The 15353-nt window shown below is 57.3% G+C and carries 16 protein-coding genes and 1 tRNA gene; 14 read left to right on the top strand and 3 right to left on the bottom strand.

Annotation, left to right across the window (positions count from 1 at the left end):
• Nucleotides 1–50: 50 nt before the first annotated feature.
• Together BZK31_RS10710 and BZK31_RS10705 are read right to left on the bottom strand one after the other, a co-directional pair.
• Nucleotides 51–263 (bottom strand): cold-shock protein, encoded by a 213-nt coding sequence (locus BZK31_RS10710; protein ID WP_024685433.1) that lies wholly within the window; start codon nucleotides 261–263, stop codon nucleotides 51–53.
• Nucleotides 264–556: 293 nt separating this feature from the next.
• Nucleotides 557–865, bottom strand: coding sequence for a hypothetical protein (locus tag BZK31_RS10705; RefSeq protein ID WP_083182634.1), 309 nt, complete (start codon nucleotides 863–865; stop codon nucleotides 557–559).
• Between the two features lie 345 nt (nucleotides 866–1210).
• Between BZK31_RS10705 and thrS the strand changes: the two genes are divergently transcribed.
• The 10 genes from thrS (at nucleotide 1211) to BZK31_RS10650 (ending at nucleotide 9965) form a co-directional block, all read left to right on the top strand.
• Complete coding sequence (thrS, locus tag BZK31_RS10700; RefSeq protein WP_083182633.1) at nucleotides 1211–3133, top strand: threonine--tRNA ligase; 1923 nt, start codon at nucleotides 1211–1213, stop codon at nucleotides 3131–3133.
• Nucleotides 3133–3684 carry a translation initiation factor IF-3 gene (infC, locus tag BZK31_RS10695; protein ID WP_177429407.1) on the top strand — a complete coding sequence of 184 codons (552 nt, stop codon included), beginning with the start codon at nucleotides 3133–3135 and terminating at the stop codon, nucleotides 3682–3684. Before thrS ends, infC begins: the two co-directional genes overlap by 1 nt.
• 60 nt (nucleotides 3685–3744) lie before the next feature.
• On the top strand, nucleotides 3745–3939 hold the full coding sequence (rpmI, locus tag BZK31_RS10690) for a 50S ribosomal protein L35 (RefSeq protein WP_002553160.1): 195 nt from the start codon (nucleotides 3745–3747) through the stop codon (nucleotides 3937–3939).
• A gap of 29 nt (nucleotides 3940–3968) precedes the next feature.
• Entirely contained in the window at nucleotides 3969–4325 is a 357-nt protein-coding gene (gene rplT, locus BZK31_RS10685; protein WP_002553161.1) for a 50S ribosomal protein L20, read from the top strand.
• Between the two features lie 103 nt (nucleotides 4326–4428).
• Nucleotides 4429–5445 carry a phenylalanine--tRNA ligase subunit alpha gene (gene pheS, locus BZK31_RS10680; protein WP_083182631.1) on the top strand — a complete coding sequence of 339 codons (1017 nt, stop codon included), beginning with the start codon at nucleotides 4429–4431 and terminating at the stop codon, nucleotides 5443–5445.
• 32 nt (nucleotides 5446–5477) lie between these two features.
• Nucleotides 5478–7856, top strand: coding sequence for a phenylalanine--tRNA ligase subunit beta (gene pheT, locus BZK31_RS10675; protein ID WP_083182630.1), 2379 nt, complete (start codon nucleotides 5478–5480; stop codon nucleotides 7854–7856).
• Nucleotides 7857–7859: 3 nt separating this feature from the next.
• Nucleotides 7860–8162 carry an integration host factor subunit alpha gene (gene ihfA / locus BZK31_RS10670; RefSeq protein WP_002553164.1) on the top strand — a complete coding sequence of 101 codons (303 nt, stop codon included), beginning with the start codon at nucleotides 7860–7862 and terminating at the stop codon, nucleotides 8160–8162.
• Nucleotides 8143–8499 carry a MerR family transcriptional regulator gene (locus BZK31_RS10665; protein WP_083182629.1) on the top strand — a complete coding sequence of 119 codons (357 nt, stop codon included), beginning with the start codon at nucleotides 8143–8145 and terminating at the stop codon, nucleotides 8497–8499. Before ihfA ends, BZK31_RS10665 begins: the two co-directional genes overlap by 20 nt.
• Before the next feature lie 88 nt (nucleotides 8500–8587).
• Nucleotides 8588–8664 (top strand) — tRNA-Pro (locus tag BZK31_RS10660).
• 1115 nt (nucleotides 8665–9779) lie between these two features.
• Nucleotides 9780–9965, top strand: coding sequence for a hypothetical protein (locus tag BZK31_RS10650; RefSeq protein WP_083182628.1), 186 nt, complete (start codon nucleotides 9780–9782; stop codon nucleotides 9963–9965).
• Between the two features lie 84 nt (nucleotides 9966–10049).
• On the opposite strand, the gene BZK31_RS10645 is transcribed toward BZK31_RS10650, so the two are convergent.
• Nucleotides 10050–11048 carry a LacI family DNA-binding transcriptional regulator gene (locus BZK31_RS10645; RefSeq protein ID WP_083182627.1) on the bottom strand — a complete coding sequence of 333 codons (999 nt, stop codon included), beginning with the start codon at nucleotides 11046–11048 and terminating at the stop codon, nucleotides 10050–10052.
• Between the two features lie 162 nt (nucleotides 11049–11210).
• Between BZK31_RS10645 and BZK31_RS10640 the strand changes: the two genes are divergently transcribed.
• The 4 genes from BZK31_RS10640 to BZK31_RS10625 all read left to right on the top strand — a co-directional run.
• Complete coding sequence (locus tag BZK31_RS10640; protein ID WP_083182626.1) at nucleotides 11211–12377, top strand: Gfo/Idh/MocA family protein; 1167 nt, start codon at nucleotides 11211–11213, stop codon at nucleotides 12375–12377.
• 56 nt (nucleotides 12378–12433) lie between these two features.
• Entirely contained in the window at nucleotides 12434–13486 is a 1053-nt protein-coding gene (locus BZK31_RS10635; RefSeq protein ID WP_415639618.1) for a sugar phosphate isomerase/epimerase family protein, read from the top strand.
• Between the two features lie 53 nt (nucleotides 13487–13539).
• Complete coding sequence (locus BZK31_RS10630) at nucleotides 13540–14775, top strand: nucleoside permease (RefSeq protein WP_083182624.1); 1236 nt, start codon at nucleotides 13540–13542, stop codon at nucleotides 14773–14775.
• Between the two features lie 36 nt (nucleotides 14776–14811).
• The coding region (locus BZK31_RS10625; protein WP_157900724.1) for a sugar phosphate isomerase/epimerase family protein at nucleotides 14812–15353 on the top strand (542 nt) is incomplete at its 3' end.

Genomic DNA, 15353 nt, shown 5'->3' with positions numbered 1-15353 from the left:
TTAAGTGAACAGCATTACGTCGATGACGGGGTTTTTTCAAGTCACGTGGATCAGACCACGGTGACTTCTTCTGCCTGCATGCCTTTCTGGCCTTTAGCAGCAACGAAAGAAACGGTCTGGCCTTCTTTCAGGCTTTTGAAACCGTCGCTTTGAATTGCTTTGAAGTGTACGAACAGGTCGTCACCGCCACCCTGTGGAGTGATAAAGCCGAAGCCTTTTTCATCGTTGAACCATTTTACGGTGCCGGTTTGGCGATTAGACATGGTGTATCTCCAAGAACATAATTTTCAATAGCGTGCTGCTCAGGCCAACTGGGCACACCGGCCTATCATAGTCGAAATGTACGAAAAGACAGCTATTTAGGTAGGAACTTTGAGCGCAGGTTGTACATATGCAGAACATCATATTCTGGAATGGCTGAATTGCCCTGTAGGCAGACTCGCTTGAAGAAGGTTTTGAAAAGCGCTCAAGGCCCCGTGTGCAGGGCCCTGAGGCTGTATTTGCAAGGCGCGGATACACGCCTTTCAGAAGGGCATTTTTTACCTGCGGTCAGCCATTAATTTTTTGCCTGAGCACACTGCTGTGCGACCACATCGCGCAGTTTTCCGACCAGTTCCTGAGGCGGCTGTGGGTTTTTGCCGTTCAGCGCTTTGATCTCGGCGTCCGTGAAGTTCTTGTCAATCTGCCGGGCACCGCACTCGCAATGAGCCTTGGCGGTCTTGTCATCCACACCCTGATTCTTGGCTTCCTTGATGCATTGCTGGGTGAACTCGGCGCGAGTTGCCTCGTTCATCGCTGCCTGGGCACCCAACGGGGCCAGAATGACAGCACAGGCAAAAAGGCCGGACAGGTGTGAGAGCTTCATGGTGTTCTCCTTTGCTGGAAAAATCTTAAAAGGTGTCATGGGGTTCTGACGACACTGAGTCGAGCCAGTTCAGATGGCATACGATTTCATGTTCATTTGGCGTGGTATGCGACTCTTGGGTCTGCGCTGTGCTAGGATGCGCGTCCTGTTATTTTCCCGCGTTCCGAAAGGCGTGCTTTCCGCCCGGCGCAGGCAGGTTTTTTTTACACTCCAGTCATCTGGTCCGTTTCAAGGTTGGCCGCAAGGCTCCTGCCACTGTGAGGCAGGCGTACCACCGGATCACGTACTGGCTCATCCCAACCCACGTGACCTTTGGTAGGGGTCACCACTAGGAGAGGAGGCGCCATGCCAACTATTACTCTTCCCGACGGCAGTCAACGTTCATTCGATCATGCGGTTTCCGTAGCCGATGTCGCGCTTTCAATCGGTGCGGGTCTGGCCAAGGCCACCGTGGCCGGCAAGGTCGACGGCAAGCTCGTCGACGCCTGTGACCTGATCGAAAACGATGCCAGCCTGCAGATCATCACCCCGAAAGATCAGGAAGGACTGGAAATCATCCGTCACTCTTGCGCTCACCTGGTAGGCCATGCCGTCAAGCAGTTGTACCCGACTGCACAGATGGTTATCGGCCCGGTGATCGATGACGGCTTCTATTACGATATCGCCTATGAGCGCCCGTTCACGCCTGACGACCTGGCGGCGATCGAGCAGCGCATGCAGCAGTTGATCGAAAAAGACTACGACGTCATCAAGAAAGTGACCCCGCGCGCTGAAGTGATCGAGGTGTTCAGCGCCCGTCATGAAGACTACAAGCTGCGCCTGGTCGAAGACATGCCGAATGAACAGGCCATGGGTCTGTACTATCACGAAGAATATGTCGACATGTGCCGTGGTCCGCACGTGCCGAACACTCGTTTTCTGAAATCCTTCAAGCTGACCAAGCTGTCCGGTGCCTACTGGCGCGGTGATGCCAAGAACGAGCAGTTGCAGCGCGTTTACGGCACGGCCTGGGCTGACAAGAAACAATTGGCGGCCTACATCCAGCGTATCGAAGAAGCCGAGAAGCGCGACCATCGCAAGATCGGCAAGCGTCTGGGCCTGTTCCATACCCAGGAAGAAGCGCCGGGCATGGTGTTCTGGCACCCTCAGGGCTGGACCCTGTATCAGGTGCTCGAGCAGTACATGCGCAAGGTTCAGCACGAAAACGGTTATCTGGAGATCAAGACGCCGCAGGTGGTCGATCGCTCGTTGTGGGAGAAGTCCGGTCATTGGGCCAACTACGCCGACAACATGTTCACCACCGAATCCGAGAACCGCGACTACGCCATCAAGCCAATGAACTGCCCTTGCCACGTGCAGGTGTTTAATCAGGGCCTGAAGAGCTACCGTGAATTGCCGATGCGTCTGGCCGAATTTGGTGCCTGTCATCGCAATGAGCCGTCGGGTGCGCTGCACGGCATCATGCGCGTGCGTGGTTTCACTCAGGACGACGCGCACATTTTCTGCACTGAAGAGCAGATGCAGTCCGAGTCCGCTGCGTTCATCAAACTGACGCTGGATGTCTACGCCGATTTCGGCTTCAAGGATATCGAACTAAAGCTGTCCACCCGCCCTGAAAAACGGGTCGGTTCCGATGAGCTGTGGGATCGTGCCGAATCTGCACTGGCGTCGGCACTTGACAGTGCAGGGCTGCCTTATGAGCTTCAACCAGGCGAAGGCGCGTTCTACGGTCCGAAGATCGAATTCTCGCTCAAGGATTGTCTGGGTCGTGTCTGGCAGTGCGGAACGCTGCAGCTGGACTTCAACCTGCCGATCCGGCTCAATGCCGAGTACGTCTCGGAGGACAACAGCCGCAAGAGTCCGGTCATGCTGCACCGGGCAATCCTTGGTTCCTTCGAGCGTTTCATCGGTATTCTGATCGAGCACTACGAAGGCGCGTTCCCGGCCTGGCTTGCGCCGACTCAGGCGGTGATCATGAATATCACCGATAAACAGGCCGATTTTGCCCTCGAAGTCGAAAAAACCTTGGCTCAAAGCGGGTTTCGTGCCAAGTCCGACTTGAGAAATGAAAAGATCGGCTTTAAAATCCGCGAGCATACTTTGCTCAAGGTTCCTTATCTCCTTGTGATAGGGGATCGGGAAGTTGAAATGCAAACTGTCGCTGTGCGGACACGCGAAGGCGCTGACCTCGGCTCGATGCCGGTCGCCCAGTTCGCTGAATTCCTCGCACAAGCGGTTTCCCGGCGTGGTCGCCAAGATTCGGAGTAATTATTATTAAGCGTGAAATGAGACAAGATAAACGAGCTGCACCCAAGGCCCCGATCAATGAGAATATCTCGGCCCGCGAGGTTCGGTTAATTGGCGCTGACGGCGAGCAGATTGGCATCGTCTCGATTGATGAAGCGCTTCGTATAGCCGAAGAGTCGAAGCTGGATCTGGTAGAGATTTCCGCCGACGCAGTACCTCCTGTTTGCCGTGTGATGGATTACGGCAAGTCGATCTTCGAGAAGAAGAAGCAGGTCGCTGCAGCGAAGAAAAACCAGAAGCAGATCCAGGTTAAAGAAATCAAGTTTCGTCCAGGGACGGAGGAAGGGGATTACCAGGTAAAACTGCGCAACCTGGTACGTTTCCTGAGTGACGGGGACAGGGCCAAGGTATCGTTGAGATTCCGCGGTCGTGAGATGGCCCACCAGGAGCTGGGTATGGAATTGTTGAAGCGGGTTGAAGCTGACCTTCTCGAATACGGTTCCGTCGAACAGCATCCTAAGATGGAAGGACGCCAGCTGATCATGGTCATCGCCCCGAAAAAGAAGAAGTAACCACCAGGGCACGGCAGGCCTTGCGGTTATGTTTATCAACTGAATGCGGAGTATCCGAACATGCCAAAGATGAAGACTAAAAGTGGTGCAGCCAAGCGGTTTCTGAAAACTGCTAACGGCATCAAGCACAAACACGCTTTCAAGAGCCACATCCTGACCAAAATGTCGACAAAGCGTAAGCGTCAACTGCGCGGAAGCAGCTTGCTGCATCCGTCCGACGTGGCAAAAGTCGAGCGCATGCTGCGCCTTCGTTAATTTTGATCAAGATATAGAGGAAGTAACTCATGGCTCGTGTAAAGCGTGGCGTCATTGCCCGTAAGCGTCACAAGAAAATTCTGAAACTTGCCAAAGGCTACTACGGCGCGCGTTCACGCGTATTCCGTGTTGCCAAGCAAGCGGTAATCAAGGCAGGCCAATACGCCTACCGTGACCGTCGTCAGAAAAAACGTCAGTTCCGCGCTCTGTGGATCGCTCGTATCAACGCTGGTGCTCGTGTTAACGGTCTGTCCTACAGCCGTTTCATTGCTGGCCTGAAAAAAGCGTCCATCGAGATCGACCGTAAGGTTCTGGCTGATCTGGCAGTGAACGAAAAAGCGGCGTTTGCTGCGATTGTCGAGAAAGCTAAAGCCACTTTGGCCTAAGTCCCCCGACAATCACCGGCCCCGGTTTCGGGGTCGGTGTTGAACGTCATAAATAGGGGAAGAGCCTTAAGCTCTTCCCCTATTTCGTATCTGGAGTCTGTACATGGAAAACCTGGACGCGCTGGTCTCTCAAGCTCTTGAGGCTGTGCAAAGCGCCGAAGATATCAATGCCCTGGAGCACATCCGGGTTCACTACCTCGGCAAGAAGGGCGAGTTGACTCAGGTGATGAAGACCCTGGGGAACCTGCCGGCTGAAGAGCGTCCGCAGGTTGGCGCCCTGATCAACGTTGCCAAGGAGCGTGTTACAGAGGTCCTCAATGCACGCAAGGTGTCGTTTGAGCAGGCAGAACTGACTGCCAGACTCGCGGCCGAGTGCATTGACGTGACCCTGCCGGGCCGTGGTCAGACCTCTGGCGGTCTGCACCCGATCACTCGTACTCTGGAGCGTATCGAGCAATTCTTCACCCATATCGGCTACGGCATTGCCGAAGGTCCTGAGGTCGAAGACGATTACCACAACTTCGAGGCGCTCAACATCCCTGGCCACCACCCGGCGCGGGCGATGCATGACACCTTCTATTTCAATGCGAACATGCTGTTGCGTACCCACACCTCCCCGGTGCAGGTGCGGACCATGGAATCGCAGCAGCCACCGATCCGGATCGTTTGTCCGGGCCGCGTCTACCGCTGTGACTCGGATATCACCCACTCGCCGATGTTCCACCAGATTGAAGGCTTGCTGGTCGACCGTGATATCAACTTTGCGGACCTGAAAGGCACCATCGAAGAATTCCTGCGTGTGTTCTTCGAGAAGGAGCTGGCCGTTCGTTTCCGTCCTTCGTTCTTCCCGTTCACCGAGCCATCCGCAGAAGTCGATATGGAATGCGTGATGTGCAGCGGCAAGGGCTGCCGTGTCTGCAAACAGACCGGCTGGCTCGAAGTGATGGGCTGCGGCATGGTTCACCCGAATGTGCTGCGCATGTCCGGTATCGACCCTGAAGAGTTTCAGGGTTTCGCGTTCGGTATGGGCGTAGAGCGTCTGGCCATGCTGCGTTACGGCGTCAATGATTTGCGCCTGTTCTTCGACAACGATTTGCGGTTCCTCGCGCAATTTCGCTAGGTCGCACGTAACGAATCTTTCAGGAGAGCAGGATGAAATTCAGTGAACAATGGCTGCGCGGCTGGGTAAGCCCGCAGGTTTCCCGCGACGAGCTGGTTGCTCGTCTGTCGATGGCCGGTCTTGAGGTTGACAGCGTTACGCTGGCCGCCGGCGCTTTTACCGGTGTAGTGGTTGGCGAAGTGCTGAGCACCGAGCAACACCCTGATGCGGACAAGTTGCGTGTCTGCCAGGTCAGCAATGGTAGCGAAACCTTTCAGGTCGTGTGTGGTGCGCCCAACGTGCGTCCGGGCCTGAAAATCCCGTTCGCCATGATCGGTGCCGAGTTGCCCGGCGATTTCAAGATCAAGAAGGCCAAGCTGCGTGGCGTCGAATCCAACGGCATGTTGTGTTCCGCTGCCGAGCTGCAGGCGGGCGAAGGCAATGATGGCTTGATGGAGCTGGCGGCAGATGCGCCGGTTGGTCAGGACATTCGTGTATACCTCGGACTGGACGATGCCAGCATCGAAGTCGATCTGACTCCGAACCGCGGCGATTGCCTGTCGGTTGCCGGACTGGCACGCGAAGTCGGTGCGCTGTATGCCGCTGAAGTCACTCGTCCGCAGGTCGCGACCGTGGCAGCAGTGCATGACGAAGTGCGACCTGTAGAGGTACTGGCTCCCGCAGCTTGCCCTCGTTATTTGGGTCGCGTTATTCGCAACGTCGATCTCTCGCGTCCGACTCCGCTGTGGATGGTCGAGCGCCTGCGTCGTTCCGACGTGCGCAGCATCGACGCCGCCGTCGACATTACCAACTATGTGATGCTGGAACTGGGTCAGCCGTTGCACGCGTTCGATCTGGCCGAAATCAATGGCGGCATTCGTGTGCGCATGGCTGAGGAGGGCGAGAAACTGGTCTTGCTCGATGGTCAGGAAGTGAGTCTGCGCGCCGACACTCTTGTCATTGCCGACCACCAGCGTGCATTGGCCATCGCAGGCGTCATGGGTGGCGAGCACAGCGGCGTCACCGCCAGCACGCGCGATATCTTCCTGGAAAGCGCCTTCTTCGACACCATTTCGGTGGCTGGCAAGGCGCGTTCCTACGGTCTGCACACCGATGCTTCGCACCGCTACGAGCGTGGTGTGGACTGGCAACTGGCCCGCGAGGCGATGGAGCGTGCGACCGGCCTGCTGCTCGAGATCACCGGTGGTGAAGCCGGTCCCGTGATCGAAACGGTCAGCGAGCAACACTTGCCGTCCGTTGCACCCGTGACACTGCGCGCAAGCCGCGTTGAGCAGATGCTCGGTCTGGTGATCGAGAACGCCGAAATCGAGCGCCTGCTCAAGGCCCTCGGTCTGGGCGTATCTGCCGAGGCCGGCGGTCAGTGGCGAGTCACCGTGCCAAGTCATCGTTTCGACATCAGCCTTGAGGTCGATCTGATCGAGGAGCTGGCCCGTCTGTATGGCTACAACCGCCTGCCGGTTCGTTACCCGCAAGCGCGTCTGGCTCCTCAGGCCAGGGCCGAAGCCCAAGGCGATCTTCCTGAGCTGCGCCGCCTGCTGGTTGCTCGTGGCTATCAGGAAGCGATTACCTACAGCTTCATCGATCCAAAATGGTTCGAACTGTTCTCGCCGGGCGTCAAGCCGCTGCTGCTGGCCAATCCGATCTCCAACGACATGGCAGCCATGCGCGCCTCGTTGTGGCCGGGCTTGGTCAAGGCGCTGCAACACAACCTTAACCGCCAGCAGGACAGGGTTCGGATGTTCGAAAGCGGCCTGCGTTTCGTCGGCCAGCTTGACGGCCTGAAACAGGAACCGATGCTGGCGGGCGTCGTTTGCGGCAGCCGTTTGCCGGAAGGTTGGGCGCAGGGTCGCGACGCTGTCGACTTCTTCGACGTAAAGGCCGATGTTGAAGCGGTGCTGGGCTTCGCCGGTGCGCTGGGCGATTTCAGCTTCACGCCGGGCGAGCATCCTGCCCTTCATCCGGGTCAGACCGCGCGTATCCTGCGTGATGGCCGCGAAGTCGGTTTCCTGGGCGCGCTTCACCCTGAACTCTCGAAGAACCTTGGCCTTGACCGGCCGGTATTTGTTTTCGAGCTGGTTCTGGGCGAAGTTGCCAAAGGCCGTCTGCCGAAATTCCATGAGCTTTCCCGTTTCCCGGAAGTGCGTCGCGACCTGGCACTTCTGGCCGATCGGGATGTCTCTTCCAGTGCGGTTCTTGAGGTTATTCGAGAAAATGCAGGGGAGTGGCTCACAGACCTCAGGCTATTTGATGTTTATCAGGGTAAAGGCATTGATCCGCATAGAAAAAGCCTTGCGGTCGGCTTGACCTGGCAGCATCCATCGCGCACTCTTAATGACGATGAGGTAAACGCAACGACACTTGCCATCCTCACCTCACTTGAGGAGAGGTTAAACGCCACATTAAGGAAGTAGCGTATGGGGGCTCTGACGAAAGCTGAGATGGCCGAACGTCTGTACGAAGAGCTGGGCCTGAATAAACGAGAAGCCAAGGAATTGGTGGAGCTGTTCTTCGAGGAAATCAGGCACGCTCTGGAAGACAACGAGCAGGTAAAACTGTCCGGCTTCGGCAATTTCGACCTGCGAGACAAGCGCCAGCGGCCTGGGAGAAATCCCAAGACCGGTGAAGAAATTCCGATCACGGCACGCCGTGTGGTCACCTTTCGTCCAGGGCAGAAGTTGAAGGCCCGAGTTGAGGCATATGCTGGAACCAAGTCATAACGACGAGCTGCCGCCGATTCCTGGCAAACGCTACTTCACCATCGGTGAGGTCAGCGAGCTCTGCGCGGTGAAACCGCACGTTTTGCGCTATTGGGAACAGGAGTTTCCTCAGCTCAACCCCGTTAAGCGCCGCGGAAATCGTCGTTATTATCAGCGCCAGGATGTGCTGATGATTCGCCAGATCCGCGGTTTGCTCTACGACCAGGGCTTCACCATCGGCGGCGCGCGTTTGCGTTTGTCCAGTGGCGAGGTCAAGGACGATACCCAGCAGTACAAGCAGATGATCCGGCAGATGATTGCCGAACTGGAAGACGTATTGGTAATGCTCAAATCGTAACCGGGCGAACCAGATACTTCCATAATTCAAAAGCTTAGGGTATATTCCTCGAAGTTTTCGCAATACGCGAAACAGATTCACGCCTAGTCGGGGCGTAGCGCAGTCCGGTAGCGCACTAGCATGGGGTGCTAGGGGTCGAGTGTTCGAATCACTCCGTCCCGACCATATTTTTTAATGACTTGGCCCAATCTGAAAAGGTTGGGCTTTTTCATGTCTGAAAAATGCAGGCAAATCTATTCCCAAGAGCATTCTGGATGGCCGCGAGCTATCGATAGCGTCCGCACTACTCACGCAAGCCATAGAATCCCGCGGACGGCAGGCAGCGCCCGGTGAGCGGTTAGGCCTTTGAGTCGCTCAATACCTGAGAAAGAAGATCTATCTGCCTCCGCCTGAATAGGCGGCGACATCGTTGATGTGTTGGGTGAAACGAGCATCTCCCGTCGACCGGCTTGCTACGCTCGTACCTGGGCCAAACCTGCTTTCATTTCTTGCTTTGGTTGAAGGTAACGGGCTTTCATATAGCATGAATGGATACAGGCGGTAGAGGGTCAACCGCTTCGCTATATTGTTGGTTTGCCAGTCAGCGAGCGGCCATAGGGTAGTGTTTGATGCGGCATTGATAACCATGGCCGTCTCCTTTACAGAAGCCATCCAGATACCGGTATTCAAGCCGTATAGACTGCCCTTTTTTAGGCCACTGTCGTTTGGGGAGTATGTGTTGGTAGTCCGCCGTTTCTGGACTGAACGTGAGCGTAGCACCTTCTTCTGGACATTCCACAGTGGGCGAGGCCGGGCTTGCTTTCAGGACCTGAGCCTGTAGCTGCGGATACGGGTGTTTTAGTACATCTGTAATCCTTAGTTCCATGCTGCATATTTGCCAGGTCGATGCATACGCTGCTTCGCACGACAGGAGAAAAGGTAAAACCAACATTACATAACGTGCTGCATGACTGTTCATCATTTATCCCTTCTGAAACACTGATGTCCCGAAGCGTTGCCTACGTCTGCGAACTCTTGTTGCCAGAGGGTGGCCGCGCCCTGCGGTGACGACGTTGGTGAGTACGCCCGTCATGATGCAGGCACATTGCAGGCACTGGAGTTTCCAATGGAAACGGTTCCCCAGCAACCGGTCTCCTTGACACGATCAAACGACGACTGAGCACGACTTGTCCTCTGCCAACGCCTCGACACCGTTCATCCAGTCACAGGCACTTCACCTCGCGCTGCGACCTCTCACGTTCAGGCGCAGATGTCCTGCGTCAAAGATTGCGGAGATACCCATGACGATTGAAAACAATGGCCCGGACAGCCCTTACCCAGGTTCGGCCGAGCCCGGTAGTGAGGAGGGTGCTTACCAGGACCGTGAAGACGATACTGACCGCAATGATCAGAGCGATGATCCTGATATGCCGGTGAACCCGCCGGTCGACGATGCAGAAGAACCTTCACCGGGAAGCCTGGGCTGAGCAGATTTGAGTGCACAAGACGCTGTCCTGTCTCGTGCGCCCGGCGGTCAGGGGGAGGCAGGTAGTAAGCTGTATTTTGAGGCGCTATTGCTTGAAAGGGGGCGCACAGCTTTCGCGTACTGTCAGTTCGAAGGGCAACACCACGTGCCGTCGTGTGATGGTTTTTTTTTCGATCAGCTCGATCAGCATTTCGACCGCTCTTTGCCCGAACGCTTCGGCGGGTTGGGCGATGGTGGTCAGTGGCGGCTCGCAGTATTGAGCCAGCGGAATGTCATCGAACCCGACCACTGAAATATCTTCCGGGACGCGCAAGCCTGCTTGCTTGATGCGCTTGAGGGCACCTATCGCCATCTCGTCGTTTTCGCAAAACAGCGCGGACGGGCGATCCGTCATGCTCAGCATCAGCTCGGCACCTTCATAGCCCGCCCGTAAACTGAAGTCACCGTGACAGATCAGTGCGGGGTCGCTGGCAATACCTGCCCGGGCCAGCGCGGACAGATAGCCTGCCACGCGGTCCTGAGTGAGGGGGCTGCTTTTTGGGCCTTTGATCAGGCCGATCCGGCGATGGCCCAGGCCGATCAGGTGTTCGGTCATAGCCTTGGCGGCAGCCTGATTGTCGAGGCTGATGGTAGGGTGACGACCGTCCTTCAGCACCTCGCAGGCGTTGACGATGGGTGGCGTTTCGCTGCTGTCAAGAGGGAACGGATCGAACGCGCGCAGCTGAATCACACCGTCGGCCTGATGCGCATAGACCAGTTCGGAAAACTCCCGCTCGACGGTTTCCTGGCCCTGAGTGTCGCAGAGCAACAGCCGATAGCCTTCGGCCTGGGCGGCCTGTTGCGCGCCGCTGATGACACGGCCGAAGAAGGTATTGGCGATTTTCGGGACGAGTATCACGAGGTTGGCGGTACGGCGTGAGCGGAACTGCACGGCCATCAGGTTGGGGCGGTAACCGGCCTGCTCGACGGCGGCGTTGACTTTTTCCCGGGTCGCTTCGCGCACACAGTCGGGTGATTTCAGCGTGCGCGAAACAGTGGCCACCGAGACGCCTGCCAGTCGGGCTACTTCACGAATATTGGACAAGACCACCTCATATCAAACGATGCTTCGGGCGAGCTTACAGCAGGTCCGTGTGCGCCGAAATGCCTGCGCGTAGCGTTTTCCGGATTGACAGTACGCAGGGCAGTGGCTAGATTCTGTTGAAATGTAACCGGTTACATTTTATTCCAACGCAGAAGAGTTCCGATGAGCACAGCACTACCAAAAATAAGAATGGGCTTTGTTGGCGGCGGCGAAGGCGCTTTCATCGCACAGGCTCATCGCCAGGCGGCGGCACTGGACGGGTGTTTCGAGCTGGTCTGTGGCGCGTTCAGCCGCGATGCGCAAAATAATCGGCGGACGGGCAGTCACCTCGGTCTGTCGCCGTCGCGTTGCTATGACGACTGGCAGCGAATGCTGGATGCAGAGCGTGCGCTGCCTGTTGATGAGCGCATGCAGTTGCTGGTGATCGTAACGCCCAATCATCTCCATGCCCCAATTGCCAGCCAAGCCTTGTCAGCAGGTTTTCACGTGTTCAGCGAGAAGCCGGCGGCCTTGAGTCTGGCTGAACTGGTGGCCCTGAAAGCCACCCTTGATGCCAGCCAGAAACGTTACGGTCTGGCCCACACCTACCTCGGTTATCCGATGGTCTGGCAGGCGCGCGACATGGTCGGCAATGGCGTCATCGGCACGGTGCGCAAAGTGCTGGTGGAATACCCGCAAGGCTGGCTTAGCCAAGACATGGTCGGACAGGGCAACAGGCAGGCCGATTGGCGCGACCGGCCTGAACAGTCAGGCGCGGGTGGCTGCATCGGTGATATTGGCACCCATGCCTTTGCGCTGGCGGAATTTGTGACGGGGCAGGCGATCACTCACCTTTGCGCTTCTTTGGGCGTGCATGTGCCGGGCCGTCAGCTCGATGACGACGCCGCCATGCTGTTCAAGATGGCGCAGGGTGCCAGCGGCGTTCTGGTTGCCAGTCAGGTCTGTGCCGGTGAAGAGAATGCACTGAGCATTCGGGTTTATGGCGACAAGGGCGGACTGGAGTGGCGTCAGCAAGAGCCCGCCAGTCTGATCCACCGTGCACTGGATCGACCGCAGCAAACCCTGCGTTCCGGCACGGGGCAGCCCTGGCTGTGCGAGCAGGCGTTGCGGCGCATGCGTTTGCCCGCCGGACACCCGGAAGGCTATCTGGAAGCCATGGCCAATCTTTACCGCGATTTCGCCAGCGCAATTCGCAGCGAAGTGCAGGGCAGCGATGCGCCAGGTGTGCCGGGCATCGAGACCGGGCTGCGTGGCATGGCCTTTATCGAAACCGCCCTCGTCAGCCATGGCAGCGACAGTAAATGGACCGAACTGGTCTGCCCGACATGACCCTGGAGATATGCCCTGTGACCACCGTAAAGACAGATACCCCGACACCACCAGGCCTGCGTGGCCCCGGGATTTTTCTGGCGCAGTTCATCTCTGACGAGGCGCCGTTCGACACGCTGGCCTCTATCGCGCAATGGGCCGCATCACAAGGTTACAAGGCCATTCAGTTGCCCACCCTTGGCACACGCTACATTGACCTGGCGAAAGCGGCCGAAAGTCAGCATTACTGTGATGAATTGAACGAAGTCTGCGCCCGCGCCGGCGTCGAAATCAGCGAGCTGTCCACACACCTGCAAGGCCAACTGGTGGCCGTGCATCCGGCGTTCCATACGCTGTTCGACGACTTCGCCCCCGAGCATTTGCGTGGTCAGCCGCAGGCGCGCACCGAATGGGCCATCGAGCAGTTGAAGCTGGCGGCGCGGGCCAGCCAGCGCCTTGGTCTTACTGCTCATGCCACCTTTTCCGGTGCGCTGCTGTGGCCTTATGTGTATCCATGGCCGCAGCGTCCAGCCGGTCTGGTGGAGCAGGGTTTTGCCGAGCTGGCCAGGCGCTGGCTGCCGATTCTCGAGTGTTTCGATGCAGCGGGCGTCGATCTCTGCTACGAAATCCACCCCGGCGAAGACCTGCATGACGGGGCGTCATTCGAGCGTTTCCTCGACGCTGTCGACCATCACCCTCGCGCCGCGATCCTGTATGACCCCAGCCACCTGCTGCTGCAGCAGATGGACTACCTGGGCTTCATCGACCGTTATCATTCGCGCATTCGCATGTTTCATGTCAAAGATGCGGAATTTAGTCCCGATGCGCGCTCAGGGGTCTACGGCGGTTATCAGGGTTGGGTCGAGCGGCCTGGTCGTTTTCGTTCGCTTGGCGACGGTCAAATCGATTTCAAATCGATCTTCAGCAAGCTGACCCAGTACGGTTTCTCCGGTTGGGCGGTACTGGAGTGGGAGTGCTGCCTGAAGGATTCCGGTCAGGGGGCTGCCGAGGGCGCCGATTTCATTCGTCGGCACATGATTACGCGCAGCCGCAAAGCCTTCGACGATTTCGCCAGCGTTGCCAGTGACGAAGCGTCCAATCGGCGGCTGTTGGGGCTATCCGACGTCTGAACGGGACCTGTTTGCCACGTTGACACCTCAATAACAATAAGACGGTGACTGATATGACCTGGATGACCGCGCGCCTGAGCGCCATGATGTTTTTGCAATTCTTCATATGGGGGGCCTGGTTCGTCACCCTCGGCACGTTCCTGTCCAGCCAGTTGGACGCCAATGGCGGGCAGATTGGGATGGCGTTTTCGACTCAGTCCTGGGGTGCGATCATTGCGCCGTTCGTGATCGGGCTGATCGCCGACCGTTTCTTCAATGCCGAACGTATTCTGGCCGTCCTGCATCTGTTGGGCGCGGTACTGCTCTATCAGCTGTACAAGGCGCCGGACTTCGGTACGTTTTACCCTTACGTGCTGGCCTACATGCTGATCTACATGCCGACCCTGGCCCTGGTCAACTCAGTGGCCTTTCGGCAGATGCGCGACCCTGCGCTGGAGTTTTCCCGCATTCGTGTGTGGGGCACCGTGGGCTGGATCGTTGCCGGAGTGATGATCAGCTTTGTCTTTGCCTGGGACTCGCAGACAGCCATCGCCTCCGGAGCCTTGCGCAACACATTCCTGATGGCAGCACTGGCCTCACTGATGCTGGGCGTCTACAGCTTCACCTTGCCGGACACTGCGCCGATCAAGGCCGAGACCGTTCGTACGGGGCTGCGGCAGATGGTGGGTCTGGACGCGCTTGGCCTGCTTAAAGACCGAAGTTATCTGGTGTTCTTCATTGCGTCGATCCTGATCTGTATTCCGCTGGCATTCTATTACCAGAATGCCAATCCGTTTCTTGCGCAGATCGGCATGACCAACCCCACGGCAAAGATGGCCATCGGGCAAGTGTCCGAAGTGCTGTTCATGCTGTTGCTGCCGCTGTTCATTCACCGTTTCGGCATCAAGATGGCGCTGTTGATCGGCATGCTGGCGTGGGCGTTGCGTTATGGGCTGTTTGCGTACGGCGACAACGGTGAGCTGGCGTTCATGCTGTTCATTGGTATTGCTCTGCACGGTATCTGCTACGACTTTTTCTTTGTGTCCGGACAGATCTACACCGATGCCAAAACGCCCGAGCGCTTCAGAAGTTCGGCACAAGGACTGATTACCCTGGCTACGTATGGCGTCGGTATGCTGATCGGTTTCTGGGTCGCCGGGCAGGTTTCCGATTACTACACCGGTCCCGGTGGTCATCAGTGGCGCAGTATCTGGCTGTTCCCGGCATTCTTTTCACTGGGCGTGGTGCTGGTGTTCCTGTTCGCTTTCCGCGAACGGAAAGCCGTGGCACTGGCGTCCGGCAAAACCTGATCCGTCTTATTCGATAACAGCAAACAGGAAGTTGCGATGCATTTACTCAAAAAGATGGCCTTGGTGACCCTGGTTGCAGGTCTTGCATTGAGCGATACCGGACTCATGGCCGCGCCTGACGCAGATCGTCCGATTGCTCTGCAGATGTACACGTTGCGCAATGTCGGAACGCTCGAGCAGCAATTGAATCTGGCACAACGCTCTGGCTTCAGTGCGTTGGAGCTGGTCGGCGATCAGGGTGTCAGTAGGGATGAGCTCGGCAGGCTGCTGAAGAAGTACAACATGAGCGTGACCTCCGCCCATGTGCAACTGGACGCGTTGCGCGCGCAATTGGCCGATACCGTCGCGTTCAACCGTGCCATCGGCAACCGGGTGCTGGTGCTGCCTTATCTGAATCCGGCCGATCGTCCTGTAGACGCAGCAGGCTGGCAAACGTTGGGGCGCGAGCTGAACGGGATAGGCGCCCGGTTGCGCAAGGGCGGGCTGCAACTGGCTTATCACAACCATGATTTCGAGATGAAGAAGTATCGCGGCAAAACTGCGCTGGAATGGCTGGTGGATGCGACGCAGCCTCAGAA

This window comes from Pseudomonas floridensis, from assembly GCF_002087235.1.
GTDB lineage: Bacteria > Pseudomonadota > Gammaproteobacteria > Pseudomonadales > Pseudomonadaceae > Aquipseudomonas > Aquipseudomonas floridensis.
The sequence above is the reverse complement of the archived record's forward strand: the minus strand, read 5'-3'. Positions and strand labels throughout refer to the sequence as shown.